A 26,048-nucleotide genomic window follows, 5' to 3' on the forward strand; every position below is an offset into this window, starting at 1 on the left:
CTTTTCAATTATGGGAAGAGCATTTGAATACCGTAAAGCTACAAAGCTGAAAAGATGGGGCCACATGGCCCGTACGTTTACCAAGTTGGGCAAGCAGATTGCCATTGCTGTCAAGGCTGGCGGCCCTGAGCCGGAGAACAACCCGACATTGCGTGCCATCATTGCCACTTGCAAGCGTGAGAACATGCCTAAGGACAATATCGAGCGTGCCATCAAAAATGCAATGGGCAAGGACCAGAGCGACTACAAGGAGGTCTCCTACGAAGGATATGGCCCTCACGGAATCGCTGTCTTTGTAGATACTCTGACGGACAACACGACCCGTACGGTTGCTGACGTGCGTTCTGTATTCAATAAGTTCAATGGTAACTTGGGTACTCAGGGCTCCTTGAGCTTCTTGTTTGACCACAAATGTGTGTTCACTTTCAAGAAGAAGGACGATACCAATATGGATGATCTGATTCTGGAATTGATCGACTTCGGAGTGGACGACGACTACGACGAGGATGAGGAGTCTGGCGAGATCACTATCTATGGCGAGCCGACAAGCTTTGGCGACATCCAGAAGTATTTGGAGGAGAACGGCTTCGAGATCACCAGCGCTGAGTTTACCCGCATTCCTAACGATCTGAAGGATGTCACTCCTGAGCAGCGTGAGACAATCGACAAGATGGTTGAGCGTCTTGAGGAATTCGACGACGTACAGAATGTCTATACAAATATGAAGCCTGAGGAGACTACAGAGGAGGCTGAATAATTAAAAAGCAGACATAGTATAATCGTATATAAAGAAGACCGCATTTTGCATCGATATTGATGCTAAAATGCGGTCTTCTTTTGTTATTCCTGTTATATTAACATAAGTTTTGCAGGCGGGACATTCTGCATTTGGCCTCAGTCGCTGACAGCTTGAAGCAAGACTTCGTTGAGGGTAGGATGAATGTGGATGATGTCTCTCAGTTGCTCAAGAGTAACGTCAAAATTCATCAGCGCAGCCATTTCTTGTACGATAGCCGCGGCATTGGCTCCCATGACATGACATCCGACAATCTTTGAATCAGGTTGCTTGCCGTCGCAGATGATCTTGACGAGCCCTTCGGTAGCCTCTATAGCTTGTGCTTTGCCATTGCTACGGTAGAAGCCTTTGTGGGTGGTATAGTCGGGGAACTGAGATCTAACCAACTCCTCTGTCAGTCCCACGGAAGCTACCTCAGGACGGGTGAAGACAGCAGCGGGCATGATGTCGAAGCGAATGCGGTCTTCAAGGCCAAGAATGCGGTTGACCGCATGGCGTCCTTGCGCTGTTGCTGCATGAGCCAACATCTGTCGGCCATTGACATCGCCAATGGCGTAGATGTCAGGCACTGTGGTGGTAAAATCATCGTCGACGAGAATGCCGTGGCCATTGTACTGTATGCCGGCTGTCTCAAGCTCTAGTCCCTCCACTTGCGGTGCCCGTCCAGTAGCCACCAGTATGCAGTCGGAAACGATATGTTCCTCGGTTTTCTTTTTTGTATTGAGATAGATGACTTCATTGCCATTGCCTTCACAAACTTGACAAGCAAGATGGAATTTAATACCGGACTTCTCCAGTGTCTTGCGCAGTCGTCGGGCGATTTCACCATCTACGGTGGGCAGACATTCGCTAAGAAACTCCACGACATCGACCTTACAGCCAAAGTCCCGGAACATCGTTGCCATCTCTAAGCCGATGACACCAGCTCCGATGACGCACACATTCGGGGGCAGAATTGGAGAGGAAAGCAAGTCGTCTGACGTGAAGACGTAGGGGCTGCGCGGCTCCTTAATCCCTGGTAACGGTGGCATCTTGACCTTTGATCCTGTCGCGATGATCACATGCTGAGGTTTTACTATTTCTTCACCGACGGTGACTGTCTTTGCATCTACAAAGGTTGCATGCCCCTGCAACAGTGTGATGGCAGGATTAGAGAGCAAAGTGGAGATGCCCTGACGAAGACCCGCTACCACCTGTTCTTTTCTCTCCATGGCTCGCTTGAAAGCTTCAGCTTGGAGCTCTGTATTACCCGAAGCCGCCTTTGTAGCATCATGGAGCAAAGATTTGGTGGGAATACAGCCGCGGTTGAGACATGTCCCCCCAACCTCTCTCTCCTCGGCTAACACCACTTTCAATCCCTTATTGACAGCATAAAGAGCGGTTTCGTAACCGCCCGGTCCGCTGCCGATGATCATTAAATCTGTTTCTATCATACTTACTAATGTATGTCTTTCTTAGTTGTTTTCCTTAAATGTCAATACAGGATGACGGGCTGCCAACACATCGTCGGCACGCGAGATGGGTGTATTGTGTGGTGCAGTCTTCACCATGTCTGGTGTTTCCTTGGCCTCTCGTGCTATCTGATGCATTACGTCGATGAATCGGTCGAGTGTCTCCTTGCTCTCGTTTTCCGTAGGCTCGATCATCATGGCCTCGTGGAAAAGCAGCGGGAAGTAGATCGTAGGAGCATGGAAACCAAAGTCAAGCAGCCGTTTGGCAACGTCAAGTGTGGTGACTCCCGTAGATTTATCTTTCAGTCCGTTGAAAACAAACTCATGTTTGGAAAGCCCCTCAATCGGCAACTCGTAGTCGTCTTTCAACTGATGGCGGATGTAGGTGGCATTGAGCGTTGAAAGCGGTCCTACATGTTTAATGTTTTCTTTACCCAAAGAAAGAATATATGTCAGGGCGCGCAATTCGACGAGGAAGTTGCCGTGATAAGGATTGACCATAGGAAAGAACTGCTCCAGTCCTTGGCGCACACCCACCGGGCCGCTGCCGGGTCCACCACCGCCGTGAGGCGTGGAGAAGGTCTTGTGGAGGTTGAGGTGCATCACGTCAAAGCCCATGTCACCCGGGCGACAGATACCCAATAGAGGATTGAGATTGGCTCCATCGTAGTACATCAGTCCGCCGCAGTCATGTACGAGCTTAACGATTTCCACAATGTTGTGCTCAAAGAGTCCGAGTGTATTGGGATTGGTCATCATCATGGCTGCTACGGTGTCATCGAGTTTTGAGCGCAGGTCATCGATGTCGACGGTGCCGTCGGCAAGACTCTTGACCTCCACGACCTGCAGGCCACACACAGCAGCAGATGCAGGATTGGTGCCGTGGGCGGAGTCGGGTACGATGACCTTGACGCGCTTCATGTCTCCACGGCTCTCGTGATAAGCCCTGATGATCATCAGTCCCGTGAGCTCTCCGTGAGCACCAGCGCAAGGTTTGAGCGTGAAGTCGTGCATTCCCGTAAGTGCTGCGAGCTGACGACGCAGGGCTGTGGCCACCTCCTCACATCCCTTGACAGTCTGCTCAGGCTGTAGAGGATGAATATGAGTGAAAGCGGGTAGGGCGGCAATCTCCTCATTGATCTTGGGATTGTATTTCATCGTGCAGGATCCTAATGGGTAGAATCCGTTGTCGACACCGAAGTTGTTGCCGCTATGGTTGGTATAGTGCCGCCCAACTGTCATCTCGTCGCACTCGGGAAGCTCTGCCGGTTTGTCGCGGCAGACATCCGAGGGGAGGGCATGATGAGGAAAAGCATTATGTGGCAGGCTGTAGCCAACGCGTCCGGGATGGCTCAGCTCGAAAATCAGATGATGATATAACTTGTTGTTCATAACCTTCTCTTTTAAGAATTAACCAGTGCTAATGGGGAGTCAAGCATTTAAGAATTAACAAGTGCTACCAGTGCGTCGATCTCTTCCTTACTTCTCTGCTCGGTGACAGCCAGCATGAGAGTATGTTCATCGATCTTAACACCACCGAGGAAGCCAGCCTCCAGCCATTTAGCCTGCAGAGCGTCGAGGTCACCGTCGTATCTGACACAGAATTCATTAAGATATTCCTTGCCCTTGAATGTATCGGTGAAATGTCCGGTTTCCAATAGTTGATCGTGAAGGTAGTGTGCTCCATCACAGCCCGTTTGTGCAGCCTCTCTGAGTCCCAACTTGCCCATAAGTGCCATATAGATAGTCACCCACAGTGCCATCAGACTCTCATTGGAGCAGATGTTGGAGGTGGCTCTCTGTCGACGGATATGCTGTTCGCGGGCCTGCAGAGTCAGCACAAAGACGCGTTGCCCATTGCCGTCGACTGTCTGTCCGACGATTCTTCCCGGCATCTTGCGCATATATTTTTCCGTGGTACACATGTATCCGAGGTAAGGTCCTCCCCAGGCCATGGGCAAGCCCAAACTCTGTGCCTCACCGACAGCAATGTCAGCTCCCCATTCTCCGGGAGTCTTCAGCAGAGCCAAGTCGGCGGCAATGCTGTTGATGATCAGCAGTGCTTTGTTGGCATGGCAAGTATCAGCCACACCACTCAGATCCTCAACAATACCATAATAGTTAGGTTGCTGCACGATCACGCCGGCAACACCACCCTGATAGAGAGCATCCTCCATCTGACTAAAGTCGGTGACGCCCTCGTTTTGCGGGATTTCTTTCACAACCATGCCATGGAAATGAGCATAGGTATCAAGCACTTTTCTTACTTTCGGGTCGATAGTTGCCGACACCAGTATGGTCTCGGCATGGTGACCGATAGCACAGGCCATCATCGCAGCTTCAGCCGTAGCTGTGGCACCGTCGTACATCGACGCATTGCTCACCTCCATGTCAGTCAGTCGAGCCATCATTGTCTGGTATTCAAAGATATAGTGGAGGGTGCCTTGCGAGATCTCGGCCTGATAGGGCGTGTAGCTCGTCAGATATTCCGAACGCTCTACGATTTGCGGGATGACAGAGGGAATATAATGGTCATAGACACCTGCACCGGCGAAGCACGTCAACTCCCGGTTGTCCTTGGCAAGGTGACCGAAATATTTGCGCACTTCCACCTCGCTCATTGCTTCCGGCATGTCGTAGTCGCCCTTGAGCTGGACGGAATCAGGGACATCCGCGTAGAGGTCTTCAATGGAACTGACCCCTATGTCCTGCAACATTTCTTGGATGTCTTCAGTCGTTTGTGGAAAATATTTAAACATAGCTTAGATTTACTGAAATATCAGAAATAGAATGTCATATCCGTTATGACTTGTCTTATCCTCATACTTGAAGGATGAGACGATAATTATAGCGGACTGCCATTCTATTTCCGTACACGAGGTTATTGGTTTTTCTTGTTGTAGTCTTCTTCTGTCATGAGCTTTTGAAGCTCATCAGTGTCTGCGATGCTCACCTTGATGATCCAATTATCATTGGCATCCTGGTTGATGAGCTCAGGATGATCTTCCAGAGCCTCGTTTACCTCTACGACGGTGCCGCTGATAGGGGCAATCAAGTCGCTGGCAGCCTTAACGCTTTCCACGGCACCGAAGACTTCACCGGCGGTGATCTCATCGTCTACTTCCGGCATATCGACGTAGACGATATTACCCAATTGTTTCTGAGCGTAGTCGGTGATGCCGATATAGCCGAACTCTCCTTCAACTCTTACATATTCGTGTGATTCACTGAAATAAGTCATAATAGGTGCGGAATTAATGGTTAATGAGTATATTATTTGTGATAATGCTTATCATAGAATTTCTTCTTGACAATAGTTCCGTGGAACGTCTTACGCCGGATCTGAACCTCCACGCGGTCGCCCAACTTGAGCGAAGCGTCTACCAAAGCCACGGCACAACTCTTATCCACAGAAATGAGACGATAGCCCGTAGTGACCACACCGACAGGCTTGCCATCCTTGAGCACTGTGTAGCCATGACGGGGCACAGCTTTGTCGTCAAGCTCTATGCCGCGCAACCGTTGTGTCACGCCATTAGTCTTTTGCTCGACAAGTGCCTCTTTGCCGATGAATTCTGGCTTATCCAATTTGCAAAACATGCTCAGGCCCGCCATAATTGGTGAGATGTCCTTTGACAGCTCATCGCCATAGAGAGGCAGTCCTACCTCAAAGCGCAGCGTATCGCGACAGCCGAGTCCGCAGGGTACGCAACGATGGCTTGCCATCAGCTGGTCCCATTGCTTGACTATGAAGCCTGTGGAACCGTAGATCTCAAAGCCGTCCTCACCAGTGTAGCCGGTGCGGCTGATGATCACCTCCTCACCATCGATTTCCAATGTTTTGCAAGTGTAGAAAACAAGTTCACTGCAAGGTATCTTCAACACTTCTTCCATAACGCTTGGCGATTCGGGGCCTTGCACAGCAAGCTGACCATAATAATCAGACTTGTTGTCGAGTGTGACATCAAATCCCTGGGCTTGCTCCCGCATCCATGCGTCGTCTTTGTCGATGTTGGCAGCGTTAATAACGATAAAGAAGTGGTTGGGTGCCATCTTGTAGACAAGCAGATCGTCAACGGTTCCTCCATCAGGGTAAAGCATCATACCATAGTAGATCTTGTGGATAGGGGCATCGGTGATGTCATTGGTGAAAATGTGGTTGACATACTTTTCAGCGTCAGGACCCGTCACGATAATCTCGCCCATGTGCGAGACATCAAAAACGCCACAATGCTGCCGCACAGCATTGTGCTCATCTATAATAGATGTGTATTGGATGGGCATATCGAAGCCCCCAAATGGCTGAATGAGGGCTCCTGCCTGACAGTGCCGCTCGTAGAGACATGTTCTCTTATTCATAGACATTTATGTAACAAGGTATATTTGTTGCAAAAATAAAGGTTTAAACAATACACTGCAAGAAAAAGGCTACTAAAGTAAGTTAAAATCGAAATAATAGCTTTCAAGAGAGATGACTGCCATCGTATGGGGCAAGGGTAAAGTAGGAAATAAAAACGGATTGCAAAGAAGATAGCTTCTTTACAATCCGTTATGTGTGTGTTCAGAAAGGAGAAGGGTTACTTCTTTTCTTTCTTAACCTTATCGACATAGGCATCAATGACTGCTACAGCAGTAACGTTGACGACGTCGCGGACGCTTGCCTCAAAATCGGTGAAGTGGATAGGCTTGTTCAGACCCATCTGGATAGGGCCGATGATTTCCACGTCGGGATCCAGCGACTGCATCAACTTGTAGCTACTGTTGGCCGAGCTCATGTTGGGGAATACCAGTGTGTTGACATCTTTGCCCTTGAGACGGGTGAAAGGATACTTGGCATCGCGAAGCTCTTTGTCGAGAGCGAAGTTGACTTGCATCTCACCGTCGATGGCGAGGTCGGGATAGTCATGTTGCATCATCTCTACAGTCTGATGTACCTTCTGCGGTGAGCCGATCTCGTCGGTACCGAAGTTGGAATAGCTGATCATAGCCATCACAGGCTCATCGTTGAAGAATCGGACGGTATGGGCTGAGAGGCGAGCTACGTCATAGAGCACATTCTGATCAGGATGACGGTTGATGAGCGTGTCAGCGAGGTAGTAGACACCCTTCTTGGTGTTGAGGATGTGCATGGTGGCGAAAGTATTATAGTCTTTGCGCACGCCGACCACTTCCTTGGCAACCTTGATGGTGTTGCTGTATTTGGTATAGAGACCAGTGATGAAAGCGTCGGCGTCGCCCTGCTCAACCATGGACATACCAAAGTAGTTGCGCTCATACATCTTGTCGTAGGCCTCTTCAAAGGTGTAGCCTTGTCTTGCGCGCTTCTCTGCGAGGTGCTTAGCGTAAGTAGCGCGGCGGCCTTGCTCCTTGTCAGCGCGCATGTCGATGATCTCCACACCCGAGAGGTCGAGTTTCAGACGATTGGCGATACGAGCCAAGCGATCGGGATTACCAAGAAGGATAGGATGGCAGATGCCTTCTTGCTGGGCTTGTACGGCAGCTTTCATCATTGTCGGATGACCACCCTCGGCGAAGACCACACGCTGCGGATGCAGTGCTGCTGTGGCGTGCAGAGTGCGTGTGAGTTTGGTCTCCTGACCCAGCATCTGACGCAGATGATCCTTGTAAGCTGTCCAATCCTTGATAGGCGTACGGGCGACACCGCTTTCCATGGCAGCTTTTGCCACGGCGGCACTGACCTCTGTGATCAGACGGGGATCCACAGGCTTCGGGATGAAATACTTGGGGCCGAACGTCAGATCATTGACATGGTAAACCTCGTTGACGATGTCGGGGATGGGCTGCTTGGCCAAGTCGGCAATGGCATTGACAGCCGCCATCTTCATTTCTTCGTTGATGGCTTTAGCGTGGACGTCGAGAGCACCGCGGAAGATATAGGGGAAGCCGATAACATTGTTGATCTGGTTAGGATAGTCAGAGCGGCCGGTAGACATTAATACGTCCGGACGACTTGCCATGGCATCCTCGTAGCTGATCTCCGGCACAGGGTTGGCCAAAGCAAATACGATAGGCTTCTCAGCCATCGAGCGTATCATGTCCTGAGTCAGAATGTTACCCTTAGACAGTCCGACGAAGACGTCAGCGCCCTTGATAGCTTCCGCAAGATTGTGAACATCACGACGGTCGGTAGCAAAGAGCTTCTTCTGTGGTGTCAGATTAGGACGGTCAGAAGTAATGACACCCTTGGAGTCAAGCATGATGATATTTTCTTTCTTCACACCCAGTGCTACATAGAGCTTTGTACAGCTGATAGCAGCAGCACCGGCTCCGTTGACAACAAGGCGCACCTTGGTGATGTCCTTGCCGGCAACTTCCAATGCATTTTTCAGTCCGGCAGCGGAGATGATGGCAGTACCATGCTGATCGTCGTGCATCACAGGGATGTCGAGGTTCTTTTTCAGACGTTCTTCAATGTAGAAGCACTCAGGAGCCTTGATGTCCTCAAGGTTGATGCCGCCGAAGGTAGGAGCGATGCGCTCTACGGTCTCGCAGAACTTCTCGGGATCCTTCTCATTGAGTTCGATGTCGAACACATCGATGCCTCCGTAGATCTTGAAGAGCAATCCTTTACCCTCCATCACAGGCTTTCCGCTCATGGCGCCGATGTCTCCCAGTCCAAGTACGGCAGTACCATTGGAGATGACAGCTACCAGATTGCCCTTGTCGGTGTATTTATAGACATCGTCAGGATTCTTCTGTATCTGAAGGCACGGATAGGCGACACCCGGTGAATAAGCCAGGCTCAGATCGGTTTGTGTACGATAAGGCTTCGTCGGCTTCACTTCTATTTTGCCCGGTCGTCCATTGGCATGGTAGGCGAGGGCAGCTTCCTCTGTAATCTTTACCATAAAAATGTTATCTATTTGATTTAAAAACTTTCTATCTCTTTTTATTTTAGTGCAAAGATAATAAAATCTGTTGAATCCAAAGAAGTTTTTCTTTTTTTTTGTGTAGCCTTCTGCTTTCCGTCTAATAAATAATTTGTAGGTTTGGGAGAAAGTGATGGAAATCTTAAAGTGTTCTCGGTATTGAATAGATATGATGGAAAGGTCTTTGTAGCATGAAAGACTTTAGATAAAAGTTGATTAATATAATTTTAAGGAAAAGACGATGCAGTATCATAGAAAATATGTAAATTTGTAGATTGTAAAACATATAAGGAGATAAATGATATGTCAGAGCCTTTAGCGGAACGTATGCGGCCACAGACCCTTGATGACTACGTAGGTCAGGATCATCTTGTAGGGGCAAATGGTGTGTTGCGGCGGATGATAGAGTCGGGGCGTATTTCGTCCTTTATTCTATGGGGCCCCCCGGGAGTGGGGAAGACGACACTGGCTCAGATCATCGCCCACACGCTCAAGGTGCCGTTTTATACACTCAGTGCTGTGACCAGTGGCGTGAAGGAGGTGAGAGATGTCATAGCGCGTGCCAAGCAGGGCCGTTTCTTTCAGGAGCAGTCGCCCATTCTGTTTATCGATGAGATACACCGCTTCTCCAAGTCTCAGCAAGATTCCTTGTTAGGCGCCGTGGAGCAGGGAGTGGTGACCTTGATAGGTGCCACGACGGAGAATCCGTCTTTTGAGGTGATTCGCCCTTTGCTTTCGCGTTGCCAACTCTATGTGCTGAAATCCTTGGAAAAGGAGGATCTCTTGAAGATACTTCACCGGGCTGTTGACAAAGATCCTGAACTCTGTAAGCGGCATATAGAGTTGAGGGAGTATGGCGCCATGCTAAGATACAGTGGCGGAGATGCCCGTAAACTTCTTAATATCCTCGACTTGATTGTCAAGAGCACAGAGGCCAACGAGGTGGTTATCACAGACCAGCTGACGGAGTCGCTTCTCCAGACCAATCCTTTGGCCTACGACAAGGATGGGGAAATGCACTACGACATCATTTCGGCTTTTATCAAGAGCATCCGTGGCTCTGACCCTGATGCGGCCCTCTATTGGATGGCGAGAATGATAGAGGGCGGGGAAGACCCGCAGTTCATAGCGCGTCGGCTGGTCATCTCTGCCGCGGAAGACATAGGACTGGCCAACCCCAATGCGCTGCTTTTGGCTAATGCGGCCTTTGATGCCGTGATGAAAATTGGCTGGCCGGAGGGACGCATTCCTCTTGCTGAGGCTACCGTCTATTTGGCGACGAGTCCTAAGAGCAATTCTGCTTATCTGGGCATTGACGCGGCGCTCTCAGAAGTCAGGAAGTCTGGCAATCAGCCCGTGCCCTTGCCATTGCGCAATGCACCCACCAAGCTAATGGCCGAGCTCGGATACCACGATGGCTATAAATATCCTCATGACTATCCGGGCAACTTCACGCCACAGCAGTATCTTCCCGATCAGCTGAAGAGTCTGCGCTTGTGGCATGCCCAGCACTCGCCGTCGGAGGAAAGACTCTATCAGCGCATGCTGAACTGTTGGGGTGACCGATATAAGGAATAGGCGACGCGGATTAAAACTCATTTTTCAGTATTCGATGCCTATATATAATTAAGGTGTCGTACGGTATTTAACAAGGTAATCACATCAAAGAAAAGACTTTTGAACATGAACATTGTAGAACTCGACGGCTTTGCCGCCAATCCCGGAGATCTGTCTTGGGATGCACTCAAGGCGTTTGGTAATCTCACTGTTTATCCTCGGACGGCTCCTGAAGACGTGGTAGAGCGTGCCAAGTATGCCGACGCTGTGCTGATCAATAAGGTGAATATCACTGATGAGGTGATGGCCCAGCTCCCAAAGTTGAAATATATAGGCGTGCTGGCCACCGGCTATAATGTGGTGGACGTGGATGCTGCTCATCGTCGAGGCATTGTGGTGACAAATATTCCCTCATACAGCACAGACAGCGTGGTGCAGATGACGTTCGCTCATATCCTGAACATCACTAATCAAGTGGCTCACTATGCTGAGGAGAATCGCCAAGGCAAGTGGAGCCGCAATCCAGACTTCTGCTATTGGGATACGCCACTGCCCGAATTGGCCGGGAAGACGATGGGCATCGTAGGGCTTGGGCATATCGGCATGAGAGTGGCGCGCGTCGCCTGTGAACTGGGTATGGACGTGTTTGCCTTGACCTCAAAAAACGCTACCGATCTTCCCGAAGGCATACAGAAGACCACGCTTGAGGGAGTGTTGGCCGTGTCTGACATTCTCTCGCTCCATTGTCCGTTGAGCAAGGATACCTATCACCTCATAGATGCCCGACGATTGAAGTTGATGCGTCCGTCTGCAATACTGATCAACACCGGACGCGGACCTCTCGTGGACGAAGAGGCTGTGGCCTGTGCCTTGGCAAATGGTGAGTTGGCAGCCTACGGCGCTGACGTGATGACGGAAGAGCCGCCACGCGCAGACAATCCCCTTTTCGCCCAGCCTCATGCCTATATCACTCCGCATATCGCATGGGCAACAAAGGAAGCAAGAGAACGTTTGATGGAGATTTGTGTTGAGAATATAAAGGCATTTGTTGAAGGCCGAGACTTAAATCATGTCTGAAACTGGTTCTGTGGCCAGAACTCGCGTCTGAAGGGCTATGGGCGCAAAGGCTTTTATATGTGAAATAATAGAAAAAGAATGTTTTATCACGATCCTGTTTTTATTCATTCTGTTCAGCAGACAATAGAGATCTTGGGTACACTGGCCTTTGCCATCTCAGGCATACGTCATGCGGCAGCAAGGCATTACGATTGGTTTGGAGGCTTTGTATGTGGCTTTGTCGTGGCTATCGGCGGAGGTACTTTGCGCGATGTCATGCTCGGAGTGACTCCTTTCTGGATGACATCGCCGATGTATATCGTCTGCACCTTTCTCGCCCAAGCGATGGTGATACTCTTCGCGCGTTTGCTCCGTCATTTAAACAATGCCTGGTTTTTCTTTGACACGCTTGGCTTGGCATTGTTCACAATAGCAGGTATACAAAAGACACTGGTCTGTGGACATCCTTTTTGGGTGGCTATTGCCATGGGATGTATAACGGGATCGGCCGGAGGTGTCCTCCGTGATTTGCTGCTCAATCGGCCGCCCGTAATTTTCCGTAAGGAAATCTATGCGATGGCGAGCATACTTGGCGGTCTGGTCTATTGGCTGATGATTTCGTTGCATGTCAATGTGGCTGTTACCGTGGTAGTGGCATTTGTCGTTATTGTAGCAATCAGGATATTAGCAGTGAAGTATCATATCTCATTGCCTCTGCTGAAAGACGAGTCACATTGAGCAAGTGCGTCGAAGAATAGCAGTTGTTAGAAAAACTGACAAAAAAGCGGGCATGAGAATGCGATTTTTGCGAGCAAGTATGATCTTAAGTGTGAATTCTTGACTTTTGGCAATATTACATAAGTTGCTAATTGTCAATGATTTGTGTGATACTTGCGTCGTTTCGATTTGCAAAATCACCTTCTTCTTGTGAAATTCTTTAGAGAATATTCAATCATCTCAGTGGCTTTAGCTCATCAAAACGGTGGTTTGATGAGCTAAAACCACTGAGATGACATAAAGAAATCACTGATTTCTCACTTTTAAAGCTCTTTTGGGGCGTTTTGCTGCTTGCTTTTTTTATTTTCCTTTCTCTGGAATACAAGTTGTCGCGGAAGTGTTTTTGTAGAAATTATTTCTGTTGTTAGTGATAGGATATAGGTGTGTAAAGAATAGCTTTTTGTTGCAGTGAAAGGGTTAAAATGATATAATTATTCGGTGTATTCGCTTTTTTCTTGTTACAAATTTATATTTTTGCACACGACTAAAAGCAAAGGGGGCAAAAAATGTCTCTGATGCATACTGAAAGATGACGGGCAGAAATGCTCGTCAGAGGGGTGCGGAGCCGTGTCACCCGTGGCGACAAGGCAAAGCTGAGATAATACCCGTGAACCTGATGCAGGTAATGCTGCCGTAGGAAGTTGCCAGTATTTTCCATTGGTCACAGCTTGGCTGTGCACCTCTCTGATCGTATAGTTAGATAGAAGAAAATCAGAGTGAGGTACAGTTAAGATGTGCAGTAAATACGTTTCTACATTAACGATAGCAGGCTCTGACAGCTGTGGAGGAGCCGGGCTGCAAGCTGATATCAAGACGATGTCGGCCTTAGGGTGCTATGCTTGTAGCGTAGTCACCGCCGTCACCGCCCAAGACACTACAGGGGTGCGCAGTGTGGAGGATATGTCCGCAGATTTGGTGGCGCGACAATTGCGCGCCGTCATGTGCGACATACGTCCTTCTGCCATCAAGACGGGTATGCTCGGCAATGCCGAAGTGGTCGCTGCCATTGCGGACATCCTCTCGTCCTATCCCCGCGTGCCTCTTGTCGTGGACCCTATCATCGTGGCCACCTCTGGCGACTCACTCATGCGGCAAGGTACGCTGCAGATGCTTGTCGACCGGCTCATCCCGCTTGCCAGCCTGCTCACCCCTAATCTTCCTGAAGCAGAAACTTTGGCTGGCATGAACATCCGGTCTACCGGTGACATCCACATGGCGGCACGCCACATTCTTGACATGGGCTGCCAAGCTGTTCTCATCAAGGGCGGACATGTCGACGGCAAGACAAAGACAGACTGGCTCTTCACACAGACAGGTATGGTCAAGTCCTTTAGTGCTCAGACCATTACCACGTCCAACACGCATGGTACAGGATGTACGCTCTCCGCCGCCATCACGGCTTATCTCGCAAGGGGACTGGACCTTGTCTGCGCTGTGGACAAGGGTAAACGATACCTGAGCCAAGCGATCAAGGCAGGGGCTGAGGTGACGACAGGCCATGGTCACGGCCCGCTCAACCATTTTTTTCACCCACAAAAACTTATCATCCAGCCATGAAGCATCTGCAATTTATCACACATGCCACCGACCGCTACACCGACCTTGACGAGGTGAGGATGGCTCTTCAGGGTGGTTGCCGCTGGATACAGCTGCGTATGAAGGGAGCCACTGACGACGAGGTGTTGAGCGTCGGCAGGGAAGCCGTACGCCTTTGTCACCATCAACATGCCACTCTCATCCTCGACGACCGTGTAGCTCTCTGCCCGCTCATCGGTGCCGACGGAGTGCATCTTGGTCGCCGTGACATGCCCGTGGCCGAAGCTCGGAAGCTCCTTGGGCCACACGCCATCATCGGAGCTACTGTCAACACGGTGGAGGATCTGTGCAGGGCTGTTGACGAGGGCGCCGACTATGCAGGATGCGGCCCGTTTCGCTTCACCACCACCAAGGAACATCTCGCGCCCCTGCTTGGTCTCGACGGCTATCGGCATCTCGTGGCTGCACGGAAAAAGTTGTCAGTCCGGCTGCCTCTCATAGCTATCGGGGGCATCACGCGTGACGACATCCCCGTTATCCTGTCTACGGGCGTTGACGGCGTGGCAATGAGCGGATGCATTGTCCGAGCCGCCAACCCCGTAGAAGAGATGCACAAGATTTGCAAAACGATTAACCCAACACTATGAACCAGAATATCAAAATTCATTATCCACATTCCGAGAAAATTTATCTTCAAGGCAAGCGCTATCCCTTCCTTCGGGTAGGCATGCGACGCGTTAGCCTCATGCCAACCGTAACTGTGACCGACGGCAAGGAAACGCGTCACGACAATGCTCCTGTATTCATCTACGATACCAGCGGCCCTTACAGTGATCCTGACGTCGACATCGATTTGGAGCGAGGTCTGCCCAGACTGCGCGAGACGTGGATGCCCGAACGCAAAGGCACTCAGCGCTACTATGCCCGCCATGGCATTGTCACTCCCGAGATGGAGTATGTTGCCATTCGTGAGAACATGAACAACGAGGCGCTGGGCATAAGCTCCTATATCACCCCGGAGTTTGTGCGCGAGGAGGTGGCTGCCGGCAGGGCGGTCATTCCCTGTAATCACCGTCATCCCGAGGCGGAACCTATGATTATCGGTGACCGCTTCCTGGTAAAAATCAACACCAACATCGGCAACTCGGCACTCTCGTCCAACCTCGAAGAAGAGGTGGAGAAAGCTGTGTGGAACTGTAAATGGGGTGGCGATACGCTGATGGATCTCTCCACAGGTAGCCATATCCACGAAACGCGTGAGCATATCCTGCGCAACTGTCCGGTGCCGGTGGGCACTGTGCCGCTCTATCAGGCTTTCGAAAAGGTGAACGAGAAGATTGCCGACCTTTCTTGGGATGTCTACCGCGATACGCTCATCGAGCAGTGTGAGCAGGGCGTAGACTATTTCACCATCCATTGCGGCATACGCTTGAAAAACGTGCACTACGCGCTCGACAGGCTCACGGGCATGGTCAGCCGAGGAGGCAGCATCATCTCGTCGTGGTGCTCCATGCATCAGCAGGAGAGTTTTCTCTATACCCATTTCGACGACATCTGCGACATCTGCCGACGGTACGATGTCGCCATCTCCCTCGGCGATGGTTTGCGGCCGGGCTCCATCCACGATGCCAATGACCGGGCGCAGTTTGCGGAACTCGACACCATGGGTGAACTGGTGCAGCGGGCATGGGACAAGGACGTGCAGGTGTTTATCGAGGGGCCGGGACATGTACCTCTTCAAAAGATTCGGGAAAACGTGGAGCGTGAACAGGAGAAGTGTCACCATGCTCCTTTCTACACCCTTGGCCCTCTGGTGACCGACATTGCGCCGGGCTACGACCATATCACCAGTGCCATTGGTGCCGCTCTCATCGGTTGGGCTGGCACATCGATGCTCTGCTATGTCACGCCCAAGGAGCATCTCGCATTGCCCGACTTGCAGGATGTGCGCGACGGCATCATCGCTTACAAGATTGCAGCCCACGCTGCCGACATTGCCAAAGGTCACCCCGGAGCCATGGTACGCGACAATGCGCTGTCCAAGGCTCGCTACGATTTCCGCTGGATCGACCAGTTCAGCCTGAGCCTCGACCCCGAACGATCACAGGCTATTTACCAGGCTGCCAACCCGCAGCAGGGACGCTTCTGCACCATGTGCGGTCCCAACTTTTGTGCGGCTCGCATCAGTCATACACTTTGTGAAGAAACATTCACTAAATAACCAAAAAAATCAACCATTATGATTGAGACAGAAATTTCAAAAGGTATCATTCAGACCTATTTCAACAAACTGGAAAAGAATCTTCAACTCGATGTAGCCATCGTGGGTGGTGGTCCTTCCGGCATTGTCGCCGCTTACTATCTTGCCAAGGCAGGACTGCGTGTGGCACTCTTCGACCGCAAGCTCTCGCCGGGCGGTGGCATGTGGGGCGGCGCTATGATGTTCAACCAAGTGGTCATCCAGCAAGAGGCCATGGACATCATCCGCGAATTCGATATACGCTATGAGCCGTTTGAAGAGAATTTGTTCACTGTCGATTCCATTGAGAGCACCTCTTCGCTGCTCTACCATGCTGTCCATGCCGGAGCAACTCTCTTCAACTGCTATTCTGTGGAGGATGTCATCTTCAAGGACAACCGCGTCAGCGGCGTGGTGGTCAACTGGACACCAGTGCTGCGCGAAGGACTGCACGTAGACCCGCTCAATGTATTGGCGAAATATGTCATCGACGGCACGGGACACGACAGCGAGATCAGCAAAGTGGTAGCCCGTAAGAACGGCATTCGACTCGACACTCCCACGGGTGCAGTCGCCGGCGAGCGCTCACTGGATGTGATCGAGGGTGAGCGTGAGGTGGTAGCCGGTACCAAAGAAATCTATCCGGGGCTGTATGTCTGTGGCATGGCTTCCTCAGCCGTGTCGGGTACACCACGCATGGGACCTATCTTCGGTGGCATGCTCATGTCGGGTAAGAAGGTAGCCGAACAGCTCATTGCCCGTCTGAAAGGATGACGACCTCTCTACGCCTTATTGCCATCACCTCGCCCCGTTTCTTGCCGGGCGAGGGTGAGCGCATTGCCGCCCTGCTCTCTGAGGGTGGCTTTTGGCGGGTGCATGTGCGCAAGCCAGAGGCTTCGGCCGACGACTTGCGCCGTCTTCTCAACACGATACCAACCTGGTGCTATCCTCGTCTCGTCCTCCACGACCATCATGAGCTGTGTGAGGAGTATCGTGTGGGAGGGCTGCATCTCAACCGCCGTAATCCCACGGTCCCGGACTGCGCCACGAGTGCCGGGCTGAGTTTGTCGTGCTCATGTCATTCGCTCAATGAAGTGGAGCTGCGCAAGCCGAAGATGGACTATGTGTTTCTGAGTCCAGTCTTCGACAGTATTTCTAAACAGGGCTATCGCTCTCAGTTCTCGCTTGCGGAACTTCAGAAGGCTGCTGCAGAAGACATCATCGACTCAAAGGTGGTGGCTCTCGGAGGTGTCACAAAGGATCGTCTGCCCCTACTGCAAAGCCTCCACTTCGGAGGAGCGGCCATGCTTGGAGCTGTATGGAAGCGTTGATGATGTGTATAAGAAATTAATATTTTCTACAATATTAGCTCTGTTTATGTTTAATTGGAAAAAAAGTGGTTGATAATTTTGTGCTTTTCAAGGAATTCACTAATTTTGTGACCTGTTAATTCATTAACTAATATATTATGAAGGTACACGAATATCAGGCAAAGGAGTTCTTTGCTCAGTATGGTTTGCCCGTAGACAGTCCTATTTTGTGCCGTAGCGTTGATGAATGTGTTGACGCTTATCATCAATTAGGCTCCGGGAGAGTTGTAGTTAAGGCGCAAGTACACACTGGTGGGCGCGGAAAGGCCGGTGGCGTGAAGCTCGCAGCTTCGGAAGAAGAGGTGCGCAAGGTGTCATCCGACATCCTTGGGATGACCATCAAGGGATACGTTGTTGACCGTGTGCTCGTCACAGAGGCTGTGAACATAGACAAAGAGTATTACGTCAGCATCCTGATCGACCGTAAGAGCAAGTCTCCTTTGATGATGCTGTCTCGTGCCGGAGGTATGGATATCGAGCAGGTTGCCAAGGAAACACCAGAGAAGATCGAGAAGATCGTGATCGATCCGCTTATCGGTATGGCTGATTTCCAGGCTCGCGCTGCCGCTTACAAATTGTTTGATGATAAGGCTGTGGTGAAGCAGGCCATACCACTTTTCAAGAATCTCTATCGCCTCTTTATTGAGAAAGACGCTTCTTTGGCAGAGATCAATCCACTCGTATTGACAAAGGAGGGACAACTGAAAGCTATCGATGCCAAGATGACTTTCGACAATAATGCGCTTTACCGTCATTCTGATGTGGCTGAACTTAATGAGCCTACGGAAGATGAGAAGAAAGAGCTCTATGCTAAGTCCAAGGGTTTCAGCTATGTCAACTTGGGAGGTAATATCGGTTGCATGGTCAACGGTGCCGGATTGGCTATGGCTACTATGGACATGATCAAGCTCTATGGCGGCAATCCTGCCAACTTTCTGGACATCGGTGGCAGTTCTAACCCTGAGAAGATTGTAGATGCTATGAATCTGTTGATGAGCGATCAGCACGTAAAAGTGATTCTGATCAACATCTTCGGAGGCATCACCCGATGCGACGATGTGGCGAAAGGACTCTTAGAGGCTTTCAAGAGTATCAAGACCGACATGCCGATCGTCATCCGTCTGACAGGTACCAATGCCGAGGAGGGACGTCGTCTGTTGCAGAATTCTCATTTCATTGTGGCAACGACCATGGCCGATGCAGGCCACAAGGCTGTGGAGGCAATGAACAATCTTTAATCTTTTAAAAGCGATTACCATGAGTATTTTGATCAATAAAGATACGCGCCTGATTGTTCAGGGCATCACAGGCCGCGACGGCAGTTTCCATGCTGCCAAGATGAAAGAATACGGAACAAACGTTGTAGGCGGCACCTCACCCGGAAAGGGTGGACAGGAGGTGGATGGCATTCCGGTGTTCAACACAGTTCGCGAGGCCGTAGAGGCTACGAAGGCCAACACGTCGATCATCTTTGTTCCGGCTCCCTTTGCCAAGGATGCTATGCTGGAGGCAGCTGATGCCGGCATCAAACTCATCATTTGCATTACGGAGGGTATCCCCGTAGTGGATGCTGTCATTGCCCAGCGCTATATCCAGGTGAAAGGTGCTCATCTGATCGGCCCGAACTGCCCGGGATTGATTTCTCCAGAACTGAGCATGGTGGGTATTATGCCATCCAATATCTTCAAGAAAGGACATACGGGTGTTATCAGCCGTTCGGGTACGCTGACCTATGAAGTCGTTGATAACCTCACAAAGGCTGGTATGGGACAGAGTACTGCAATAGGCGTCGGCGGTGATCCTGTGGTAGGTCTTTACTTCGAGGATTTGTTGCAGATGTTCCAAGATGATCCTGATACCGACTCCATTGCCTTGATAGGCGAAATTGGTGGTGATGCTGAGGAGCATGCTGCTGCCTATATCAAGGAGCATATCACCAAGCCTGTCGTTGCTTTCATCGATGGCCGCACAGCTCCTCCGGGCAAGCAGATGGGGCATGCCGGAGCTATCATCTCCAGCAGTTCAGGTTCTGCCGCTGACAAGATTGCGGCTTTCGAGGCTGCCGGCGTGCCGGTGGCTATGGAGAGCTGCGAGATTCCCGGCCTCTTGAAAAAGCTGATGGAGAAAGCAAAGTAAAGTAGAAAGGCTGCTGTTGAAGATGGAAGTCTGAGTCGTAACGATATGACTTGGTATCTATTCAACAGTGTAAAGCAGAAATGGGCTTCAAGCCAGATCCTTGGTCCTCTATATATAAAATAAGAGGGTGTATCATAATTAAGTTTTATGGTGCATCCTCTTTTCTTTTACAATGATAGTCGTAAAATTAGGATTAGGCCGACTTTTTAGTTAAAATTCCATTTTTCGCTGTTTTTAGAGTCGTCAGGACCGCAAGGAGGAAGAAATAGGCCGTATTAGCGGCTCCAAAAGGCTTTCCCTTGCCTTTTTTGTTGATTTTCGAGCACATTTTCTTTATGTTGAAAGCAATCGCAAAGAAGGCAAAGTCCATCTTGACTTGTCCATATCGAAGTGCCTGAAGCGTTTGTAGTTCATGTCGTACTTCATCTGTCCGAAGAGGCCTCTGGCTCTATGCATCTTTTCCCCCTATATTTTATTCCTTCTTCCGAAGTAAGTCTTTCCGCGGCCTGCTTTCTGTATTTGGCAAGACGGTGGTTGACCTCGATGATCCTGTTGCCCTTGATTGGGTTTGAAGCTGCATTCTTGCGGGGTCAAAGCTATGTTCTTGCGGGGTCGAAGCTATGTTCCCAATGTTGTAACGCTATAGAAAAAGATCGTTCGTTACGTAGGGAATGATTAAAATCTACGCAGCGAACCATCATTTGTAAGGCAGTAAAAACAAGCGTTGAAAATCTTGCTAAATTTCTGTATAAACGTTTGTTGCAATATCTTTGTCAAGACGTTGAGGAAAAAGGATAATTTGTTTGGGATTGTAATCCCGAAAGTGTACTTTTGCCATGTAATTCGTTTATACCACAAAGATACTAAATTTTTGTGATATGACAAAGCCCCGGCTTGTGAAAGTCGAGGCTTTGTTTTAAAAAATAATACGAAAAAGAGGTTGAACCAGAATTTTGATACACCCCCTTATTTGATTTATAAACGTGTTATAGTGTGCCTTTTGTAGAAGGCAGCACCAAGTGGTGTATATCTCTTCTTACCGCCATTTTCAAGCTACGCGCCAGTGCTTTAAAAATACCTTCTATCTTATGGTGCTCGTTCTCACCCTCCGCTTTAATGTTGAGGTTGATGCGTGCAGCGTCGCTGAAGCTTTTAAAGAAGTGCATGAACATTTCCGTTGGCATCTCACCGATCTTTTCTCTGTGGAACTCAGCGTCCCAAACGAGCCAAGGGCGTCCGCCAAAGTCGATAGCCACCTGGCACAAACAATCGTCCATTGGCAGGCAGAATCCATAGCGCTCGATGCCGCGCTTGTCACCCAAGGCTTTGAGGATGCACTCTCCCAGAGCAATGCCAGTGTCCTCAATGGTGTGGTGCTCATCGACCCAGAGATCTCCTTTGGTGTGTACGGTGAGGTCTATCATGCCGTGCTTGCCGATTTGCTCCAGCATGTGGTCAAAGAAGCCAAGTCCAGTGTCAATATCTGTTTTGCCCGATCCGTCGAGGTTGACGCGAACGAGAATGTCTGTCTCCTTGGTAGTACGTCTTACCTCTGCCGTGCGTTCTCCGGCAATCAACAGTTCGGCTGCTTTTTCCCAAGTCATACCGTCGCGTCCAAGGATGATAGCTTTGCATCCCAGATTCTTGGCTAACTGTTCGTCACTCTCTCTATCGCCGATGACATAGCTTCCCGCGATGTCGTAAGCCGGATTGTCGGTGTATTTCTTCAGCATGGCAGTACCGGGCTTGCGCTCCGGTGAGTTGTCTTCCGGGAAGTGCCGGTCGATGAGTTGATCGTCGAAGGTGATGCCTTCGCTCTCCAATGCTTGAAGCATCAGTCGGTGTACAGGCCAAAATGTCTCCTCGGGAAACGACGACGTGCCCAATCCGTCTTGATTGGTGACCATCACAAAGCGGAATCCCATGCGTTTGTGGATATATCCCAGATTGCTGAATACGCCGGGAACGAAGCGCAACTTCTCAAAAGAGTCGATCTGCTCGTCAGCGGGTTCTTCGATAAGTGTTCCGTCCCGGTCGATAAAAAGAATGCGTTGTTTTTCCATCTCTCCTTTTAATAAATATGATTCTTATTGTATGTCTTCAATGTTGAGTCTGCTGTCTGATACTTGTTCTGTTCCCAGTTTTAAGCGCTTATCCAGGGCATCAAAGTCATTATTGTTTGCACTATTATCTGTGGCTACATTGACAATATCCTTTTTTGCTTTCTCTTTAGCTTCGATACTGCCATAGACATAGTAATAGACAAAGTTCATCCAGCAATAGATATAACACCAAATGAAGTAGCACAGGATAGTAACGAAGAGCTGAAGTACCGTGAAAGAGGCAGTCAGCCCGTTGCTGTCGCCCATTGCCATTCCAATGTCATTGGATTGTTTAGCAGTCTCGAGGATGATCTCGGGAATACCGGTGATGACGAAGAGAATGCTGATGATGATACCTCCGAGAAGGGTAGCCAAGAAGAGGAAGCCCCAGCGATGCAATCCCGTTATATATGGTTTGCCAAAAATGCTCAACACTTTTTGTTGAGGCTCCACGAGATATTTCATGGAAGAATAGCTGATGGGCAGGGTAAAGATGAGGGCTAAGACAAATACGATGCCTGCTACCAAAGGTGAGATGATAGTAGGATGGCCCAAGGTAGCTTTGCCGCCAAACATAGGCAACATATAGCCTACAGAGATGGCAACGCCCACGATGATATATAGTCCGATCACTGCCAACAGCAAGTAGAGTATGCGTCGGATATTGTCTTTCACCTTGCGTCCTGTCAGAAGACTGATTACCGAGGATTCCCACCACGATGCAATGGCGATGTAAGCGATAAACAAGATGGCACTGAGAATCAGAAGAGGTGTATTTACTGCGGTCGTTCCTGTTGTTGCTGGTTGCTGTGACTCAAAGAGGGAAGGCAACAAGATGCTGAAGCCCGCGACAATACTTAGCACCAACGTTGGCAGCCAAGTACGGCGAAGAATAGTTAGTGGATTGCTGATCATCATGTCAGTGGCCGACTTGATGCAGGCTCTGACACTCCTAACTTTATAAAGTTCATTCTCAATATGTTCTGTATTCATGATTTCAGTCCGTTTATACTGTTTATTCTATTCTTCTTCTAAACTCTGCGCACACGATGGCAGTGGCGATTGCTACGTTCAGGCTCTCTGCCGTGTCTCTGCCTTTAGGATAGTTAGGGATCAGCAGTCTGTTGTTGACGCGTTGTCTGACTTCTGCCGTCAGTCCCTTTCCTTCATTACCCATGACTATCAGGCCATGATCACTCAACTTCTGCTGATACAGATTGTTTCCGTCAAGCAGAGTACCATAGACCGGACAATCATTGGGAAGATGGTCGATGAGTGATGCTAAATCGGTGTAGTGTATGTCCACCCTTGCGAGACTGCCCATCGTGGCTTGTACCACCTTGGGGTTGTAAACATCAGCAGTCTCATGAGAACAATAGATCTGTGTGATGCCAAACCAGTCGGCTACTCGGATGATTGTTCCCACATTGCCGGGATCTTGTACCCCGTCAAGGGCAAGGCATAGCTGCTGACTTGGTAGCTTTGTATCGGTGGCTTCTGTGTGGGGTAGGGGGAAGACGGCGAGTACTTGCTGTGGATGCTGCAAGAATGAGAGCTTCTTTAGCTCTTCCTCGCTGACGGTTTCGTCGGTCTCCGCACCGGTGGCTCCCCCAAGAGGAGTGTGCCAGTCTGCCGTGTGGAAAAGCATCTTGGGCTGAAAACGTACCATCAGGTCACCGACGACCTTGGGTCCTTCGGCGACAAAGAGCTGCTCGCGTATGCGTGCCTTCTTCTGTTCGAGTGTATGAACAAATTTTATTTTTGCCTTGCTTATCATATTGCAAAGTTAGTGATTAATGTTGTAACCGATAAAAATAATGTGTTATTTTTATGTAATCTGTCAACAAAATACATTACCTTTGTACCAAAAATATAGCAGTTGAAATCAAAAGTTACATATTTCTACGTTTTCCTTGTCCTCACGTTATGTCTGGTCTCGGCATGTAGCACTTCCAAGTATGTGCCACAGGGAAGTTATCTGCTCACCTCTGTGGAGATAGAATCTGATGAGAAATCGTTTGATGCCTCACAGCTCTTTCCTTATATTCGTCAGAAAGCCAACTCAAAGTGGTTTTCGCTCTTCAAGATACCAATGGGCACTTATACGCTTGCCGGTAAGGACAGTACGAAATGGATCAACCGCACTCTCAAGCGTATTGGTGAGCGTCCTGTGGTATTTGACACGCTTACGGCGCGGCAGACGATGGATGATTTACGACAGGCCATGGTCAACCAAGGCTACCTTCATGCTGGTGTCACTTTAGATACGGTTGTTAAAGGGCATTCGCTCAAAGCGGTCTATATGCTTCATCCGCGGGCCCAGTATCGTTTTGGGCATATCACATACGACATTCAGGACCCGGCTATTCGACAATTGTTGGGTGGCGAGGATAGCATGTCCCGTCATCAGCATAGAAAGTCTACTTCTGCTCTTCGCGAAGGATCTCCATTCTCAATTAAAGCATTGGAGGCAGAGCGTGACCGGCTGACAGCGTTGCTTCAGAATGTCGGCTATTACAAGTTTCACAAGGACTTTATATCTTTTACTGCAGATTCCTCTTCCGACAGTCGCTCGGTAGGTATTGTGCTTCATCTCAAGAAGTATCAGGCCAATAGTGATGCTCGTCCAACAGACCATCCCAGGTTTGTTATCCGTTCAGTGCGGTATTCTGATGGCTCTTTAGGCAAAGTTCAACTTCGGAGGAATGTGTTGGAAAACAATACGGCGATTACTGCCGGTCGACCTTTTAGTAACACAGATCTGCAGAAGACCTATTCAAATTTCAGCAAGCTTCAGGCGGTGAAGTATACCAATATTCTGTTCAGCGAGGTTCCGGACTCGAATCTTTTGGATTGTCATATCCAGTTGAGTATGAACAAAAGGTCTACAATTGCATTCCAGCCAGAAGGTACCAACACGGCGGGTGACTTGGGCGCAGCTGCGTCACTCATCTATGAGAATAGAAACTTGCTACGTGGATCAGAATTGTTGAGCGTGCAGTTGCGTGGTGCTTTCGAGGCGATTACGGGGCTGGAGGGCTACAACGATGAAGATTATATAGAATATGGTGTGCAGGCGAAACTTCAGTTTCCGGAGTTCTTGGCACCTTTTCTCTCTCGTAGCTTTCGCCGTCAGAGCAATGCCACTTCGGAGTTGTCTTTAGCCTGGGACATGCAAAATCGACCAGAGTTCCATCGTCGTGTCTTGTCTGCGGGGTGGCGCTATCGCTGGGCTGATCCGGGGCACAATACTCGCTACCGCTTCGATCTTTTGGATCTGAACTATGTCTACATGCCATGGATTAGCGCTACTTTTAAGGAAGACTATCTCGACGATGTCTCTAATCGAAACGCTATTCTACGCTATAACTATGAGAATCTCTTTATCCTAAGAATGGGAGTGGGATTTAGTTATAACAATGGTGTCAATGCGTTGAAGATGAATTTTGAGTCGGGTGGGGGATTGCTGAGGGCACTCTCCCCTTTGATGGGCCTGAAGAAGAATGAGAATGGGCAGTATACGCTTTTCAATCATATACCTTATGCCCAGTATCTGAAATTTGATTTTGATTATACACGTATCCAACAATTCGATACTCGCAATATGCTGGCTTTTCATGCTGCGTTTGGTATGGCATACCCTTATGCCAACAGCACTGTGCTGCCTTTTGAGAAACGCTATTTCTCCGGAGGAGCCAACAGCGTGAGAGGATGGTCGGTGCGAGAACTCGGTCCGGGTAGTTATCGGGGCAAAGACGGCCGCATTGACTTCATCAACCAGACGGGTGACATGAAATTGGACCTTAGCGCAGAGTATCGTACCTTCCTCTTTTGGAAATTCAATGGTGCTGCCTTTATAGACGCCGGTAACATTTGGACGCTTCGCAACTATGCTGATCAGCCAGGAGGACAGTTCCGTTTCGATGAATTCTATAAGCAGATTGCTGTCTCTTATGGATTAGGCTTGCGCATCAACTTTGGCTATTTCATACTACGCTTCGATGGGGGCATGAAAGCCATTAATCCGGCTTGGACCACTCAGCAAGAGCATTGGGCGATTTTCCATCCGAAGTTTTCTCGTGACTTTACATTCCACTTCGCAGTGGGTATGCCATTCTAAAAGACATATATTATAAGG

Annotated in this window: 21 protein-coding genes and 1 pseudogene; 12 read left to right on the top strand and 10 right to left on the bottom strand. The window is 49.5% G+C overall.

Going from position 1 to position 26,048, the window contains the following annotated elements:
• Nucleotides 1-10 precede the first annotated feature (10 nt).
• Complete coding sequence (locus tag NG346_RS09790; RefSeq protein WP_154534451.1) at nucleotides 11-757, top strand: YebC/PmpR family DNA-binding transcriptional regulator; 747 nt, start codon at nucleotides 11-13, stop codon at nucleotides 755-757.
• 137 nt (nucleotides 758-894) lie between these two features.
• On the opposite strand, the gene lpdA is transcribed toward NG346_RS09790, so the two are convergent.
• The 6 genes from lpdA to NG346_RS09820 all read right to left on the bottom strand — a co-directional run bounded on the left by lpdA (nucleotide 895) and on the right by NG346_RS09820 (nucleotide 9,116).
• Nucleotides 895-2,229, bottom strand: coding sequence for a dihydrolipoyl dehydrogenase (lpdA, locus tag NG346_RS09795; protein ID WP_262280112.1), 1,335 nt, complete (start codon nucleotides 2,227-2,229; stop codon nucleotides 895-897).
• 21 nt (nucleotides 2,230-2,250) lie between these two features.
• A complete protein-coding gene (gcvPB, locus tag NG346_RS09800; RefSeq protein WP_262280113.1) occupies nucleotides 2,251-3,639 on the bottom strand; it encodes an aminomethyl-transferring glycine dehydrogenase subunit GcvPB in 1,389 nt (462 codons plus the stop codon).
• Nucleotides 3,640-3,686: 47 nt separating this feature from the next.
• Nucleotides 3,687-5,006, bottom strand: a complete 1,320-nt coding sequence (gene gcvPA / locus NG346_RS09805) for an aminomethyl-transferring glycine dehydrogenase subunit GcvPA (RefSeq protein ID WP_262288659.1) — start codon at nucleotides 5,004-5,006, stop codon at nucleotides 3,687-3,689.
• A gap of 122 nt (nucleotides 5,007-5,128) precedes the next feature.
• Nucleotides 5,129-5,488, bottom strand: coding sequence for a glycine cleavage system protein GcvH (gcvH, locus tag NG346_RS09810; protein WP_262280115.1), 360 nt, complete (start codon nucleotides 5,486-5,488; stop codon nucleotides 5,129-5,131).
• Between the two features lie 32 nt (nucleotides 5,489-5,520).
• Entirely contained in the window at nucleotides 5,521-6,606 is a 1,086-nt protein-coding gene (gcvT, locus tag NG346_RS09815) for a glycine cleavage system aminomethyltransferase GcvT (protein ID WP_262288660.1), read from the bottom strand.
• A 218-nt stretch (nucleotides 6,607-6,824) separates the two neighbouring features.
• Nucleotides 6,825-9,116, bottom strand: a complete 2,292-nt coding sequence (locus NG346_RS09820; protein ID WP_262280117.1) for an NADP-dependent malic enzyme — start codon at nucleotides 9,114-9,116, stop codon at nucleotides 6,825-6,827.
• Between the two features lie 324 nt (nucleotides 9,117-9,440).
• Between NG346_RS09820 and NG346_RS09825 the strand changes: the two genes are divergently transcribed.
• From NG346_RS09825 to sucD, 10 genes are all read left to right on the top strand, one after another.
• Nucleotides 9,441-10,715, top strand: a complete 1,275-nt coding sequence (locus tag NG346_RS09825; protein WP_262288661.1) for a replication-associated recombination protein A — start codon at nucleotides 9,441-9,443, stop codon at nucleotides 10,713-10,715.
• Between the two features lie 105 nt (nucleotides 10,716-10,820).
• On the top strand, nucleotides 10,821-11,771 hold the full coding sequence (locus NG346_RS09830) for a D-2-hydroxyacid dehydrogenase (RefSeq protein ID WP_262280119.1): 951 nt from the start codon (nucleotides 10,821-10,823) through the stop codon (nucleotides 11,769-11,771).
• Between the two features lie 78 nt (nucleotides 11,772-11,849).
• Nucleotides 11,850-12,488 carry a trimeric intracellular cation channel family protein gene (locus NG346_RS09835; protein WP_262280120.1) on the top strand — a complete coding sequence of 213 codons (639 nt, stop codon included), beginning with the start codon at nucleotides 11,850-11,852 and terminating at the stop codon, nucleotides 12,486-12,488.
• Nucleotides 12,489-13,259: 771 nt separating this feature from the next.
• The gene (thiD, locus tag NG346_RS09840) at nucleotides 13,260-14,084 is read left to right on the top strand and encodes a bifunctional hydroxymethylpyrimidine kinase/phosphomethylpyrimidine kinase (protein ID WP_262288662.1); all 825 of its coding nucleotides are present in this window, start codon (nucleotides 13,260-13,262) and stop codon (nucleotides 14,082-14,084) included.
• Nucleotides 14,081-14,710, top strand: coding sequence for a thiamine phosphate synthase (locus NG346_RS09845; RefSeq protein ID WP_262288663.1), 630 nt, complete (start codon nucleotides 14,081-14,083; stop codon nucleotides 14,708-14,710). The genes thiD and NG346_RS09845 overlap by 4 nt, the downstream gene beginning before the upstream one ends.
• Entirely contained in the window at nucleotides 14,707-16,284 is a 1,578-nt protein-coding gene (gene thiC / locus NG346_RS09850) for a phosphomethylpyrimidine synthase ThiC (RefSeq protein WP_262288664.1), read from the top strand. Before NG346_RS09845 ends, thiC begins: the two co-directional genes overlap by 4 nt.
• Before the next feature lie 18 nt (nucleotides 16,285-16,302).
• The gene (locus NG346_RS09855) at nucleotides 16,303-17,076 is read left to right on the top strand and encodes a sulfide-dependent adenosine diphosphate thiazole synthase (RefSeq protein WP_262280124.1); all 774 of its coding nucleotides are present in this window, start codon (nucleotides 16,303-16,305) and stop codon (nucleotides 17,074-17,076) included.
• A complete protein-coding gene (locus NG346_RS09860) occupies nucleotides 17,073-17,633 on the top strand; it encodes a thiamine phosphate synthase (protein WP_262280125.1) in 561 nt (186 codons plus the stop codon). Before NG346_RS09855 ends, NG346_RS09860 begins: the two co-directional genes overlap by 4 nt.
• Nucleotides 17,634-17,770: 137 nt before the next feature.
• Entirely contained in the window at nucleotides 17,771-18,910 is a 1,140-nt protein-coding gene (gene sucC, locus NG346_RS09865; protein WP_262280126.1) for an ADP-forming succinate--CoA ligase subunit beta, read from the top strand.
• 19 nt (nucleotides 18,911-18,929) lie between these two features.
• Nucleotides 18,930-19,808 (top strand): succinate--CoA ligase subunit alpha, encoded by an 879-nt coding sequence (sucD, locus tag NG346_RS09870; RefSeq protein ID WP_262288665.1) that lies wholly within the window; start codon nucleotides 18,930-18,932, stop codon nucleotides 19,806-19,808.
• A gap of 193 nt (nucleotides 19,809-20,001) precedes the next feature.
• On the opposite strand, the pseudogene NG346_RS09875 reads toward sucD, so the two are convergent.
• From NG346_RS09875 to NG346_RS09890, 4 genes and pseudogenes are all read right to left on the bottom strand, one after another.
• Nucleotides 20,002-20,368, bottom strand: a pseudogene (locus NG346_RS09875) (transposase); the annotation flags it as partial.
• A 426-nt stretch (nucleotides 20,369-20,794) separates the two neighbouring features.
• The gene (gene hisB, locus NG346_RS09880; RefSeq protein ID WP_262288666.1) at nucleotides 20,795-21,871 is read right to left on the bottom strand and encodes a bifunctional histidinol-phosphatase/imidazoleglycerol-phosphate dehydratase HisB; all 1,077 of its coding nucleotides are present in this window, start codon (nucleotides 21,869-21,871) and stop codon (nucleotides 20,795-20,797) included.
• Between the two features lie 24 nt (nucleotides 21,872-21,895).
• Entirely contained in the window at nucleotides 21,896-22,903 is a 1,008-nt protein-coding gene (locus NG346_RS09885) for a hypothetical protein (RefSeq protein ID WP_262288667.1), read from the bottom strand.
• A gap of 22 nt (nucleotides 22,904-22,925) precedes the next feature.
• On the bottom strand, nucleotides 22,926-23,687 hold the full coding sequence (locus NG346_RS09890) for an RNA methyltransferase (protein ID WP_262288668.1): 762 nt from the start codon (nucleotides 23,685-23,687) through the stop codon (nucleotides 22,926-22,928).
• A gap of 102 nt (nucleotides 23,688-23,789) precedes the next feature.
• Between NG346_RS09890 and tamL the strand changes: the two genes are divergently transcribed.
• Nucleotides 23,790-26,030, top strand: coding sequence for a translocation and assembly module lipoprotein TamL (gene tamL, locus NG346_RS09895; RefSeq protein ID WP_262288669.1), 2,241 nt, complete (start codon nucleotides 23,790-23,792; stop codon nucleotides 26,028-26,030).
• Nucleotides 26,031-26,048: the final 18 nt, after the last annotated feature.

Source organism: Hallella absiana, assembly GCF_025457485.1.
GTDB classification, from domain to species: Bacteria; Bacteroidota; Bacteroidia; order Bacteroidales; family Bacteroidaceae; genus Prevotella; species Prevotella absiana.

Bases quoted from the DNA above. Each gene is read 5' to 3' on its own strand.
- NG346_RS09790 (WP_154534451.1), top strand. From the start codon at position 11: ATGGGAAGAGCATTTGAATACCGTAAAGCTACAAAGCTGAAAAGATGG.
- lpdA (WP_262280112.1), bottom strand. From the start codon at position 2,229: ATGATAGAAACAGATTTAATGATCATCGGCAGCGGACCGGGCGGTTAC.
- gcvPB (WP_262280113.1), bottom strand. From the start codon at position 3,639: ATGAACAACAAGTTATATCATCATCTGATTTTCGAGCTGAGCCATCCC.
- gcvPA (WP_262288659.1), bottom strand. From the start codon at position 5,006: ATGTTTAAATATTTTCCACAAACGACTGAAGACATCCAAGAAATGTTG.
- gcvH (WP_262280115.1), bottom strand. From the start codon at position 5,488: ATGACTTATTTCAGTGAATCACACGAATATGTAAGAGTTGAAGGAGAG.
- gcvT (WP_262288660.1), bottom strand. From the start codon at position 6,606: ATGAATAAGAGAACATGTCTCTACGAGCGGCACTGTCAGGCAGGAGCC.
- NG346_RS09820 (WP_262280117.1), bottom strand. From the start codon at position 9,116: ATGGTAAAGATTACAGAGGAAGCTGCCCTCGCCTACCATGCCAATGGA.
- NG346_RS09825 (WP_262288661.1), top strand. From the start codon at position 9,441: ATGTCAGAGCCTTTAGCGGAACGTATGCGGCCACAGACCCTTGATGAC.
- NG346_RS09830 (WP_262280119.1), top strand. From the start codon at position 10,821: ATGAACATTGTAGAACTCGACGGCTTTGCCGCCAATCCCGGAGATCTG.
- NG346_RS09835 (WP_262280120.1), top strand. From the start codon at position 11,850: ATGTTTTATCACGATCCTGTTTTTATTCATTCTGTTCAGCAGACAATA.
- thiD (WP_262288662.1), top strand. From the start codon at position 13,260: ATGTGCAGTAAATACGTTTCTACATTAACGATAGCAGGCTCTGACAGC.
- NG346_RS09845 (WP_262288663.1), top strand. From the start codon at position 14,081: ATGAAGCATCTGCAATTTATCACACATGCCACCGACCGCTACACCGAC.
- thiC (WP_262288664.1), top strand. From the start codon at position 14,707: ATGAACCAGAATATCAAAATTCATTATCCACATTCCGAGAAAATTTAT.
- NG346_RS09855 (WP_262280124.1), top strand. From the start codon at position 16,303: ATGATTGAGACAGAAATTTCAAAAGGTATCATTCAGACCTATTTCAAC.
- NG346_RS09860 (WP_262280125.1), top strand. From the start codon at position 17,073: ATGACGACCTCTCTACGCCTTATTGCCATCACCTCGCCCCGTTTCTTG.
- sucC (WP_262280126.1), top strand. From the start codon at position 17,771: ATGAAGGTACACGAATATCAGGCAAAGGAGTTCTTTGCTCAGTATGGT.
- sucD (WP_262288665.1), top strand. From the start codon at position 18,930: ATGAGTATTTTGATCAATAAAGATACGCGCCTGATTGTTCAGGGCATC.
- hisB (WP_262288666.1), bottom strand. From the start codon at position 21,871: ATGGAAAAACAACGCATTCTTTTTATCGACCGGGACGGAACACTTATC.
- NG346_RS09885 (WP_262288667.1), bottom strand. From the start codon at position 22,903: ATGAATACAGAACATATTGAGAATGAACTTTATAAAGTTAGGAGTGTC.
- NG346_RS09890 (WP_262288668.1), bottom strand. From the start codon at position 23,687: ATGATAAGCAAGGCAAAAATAAAATTTGTTCATACACTCGAACAGAAG.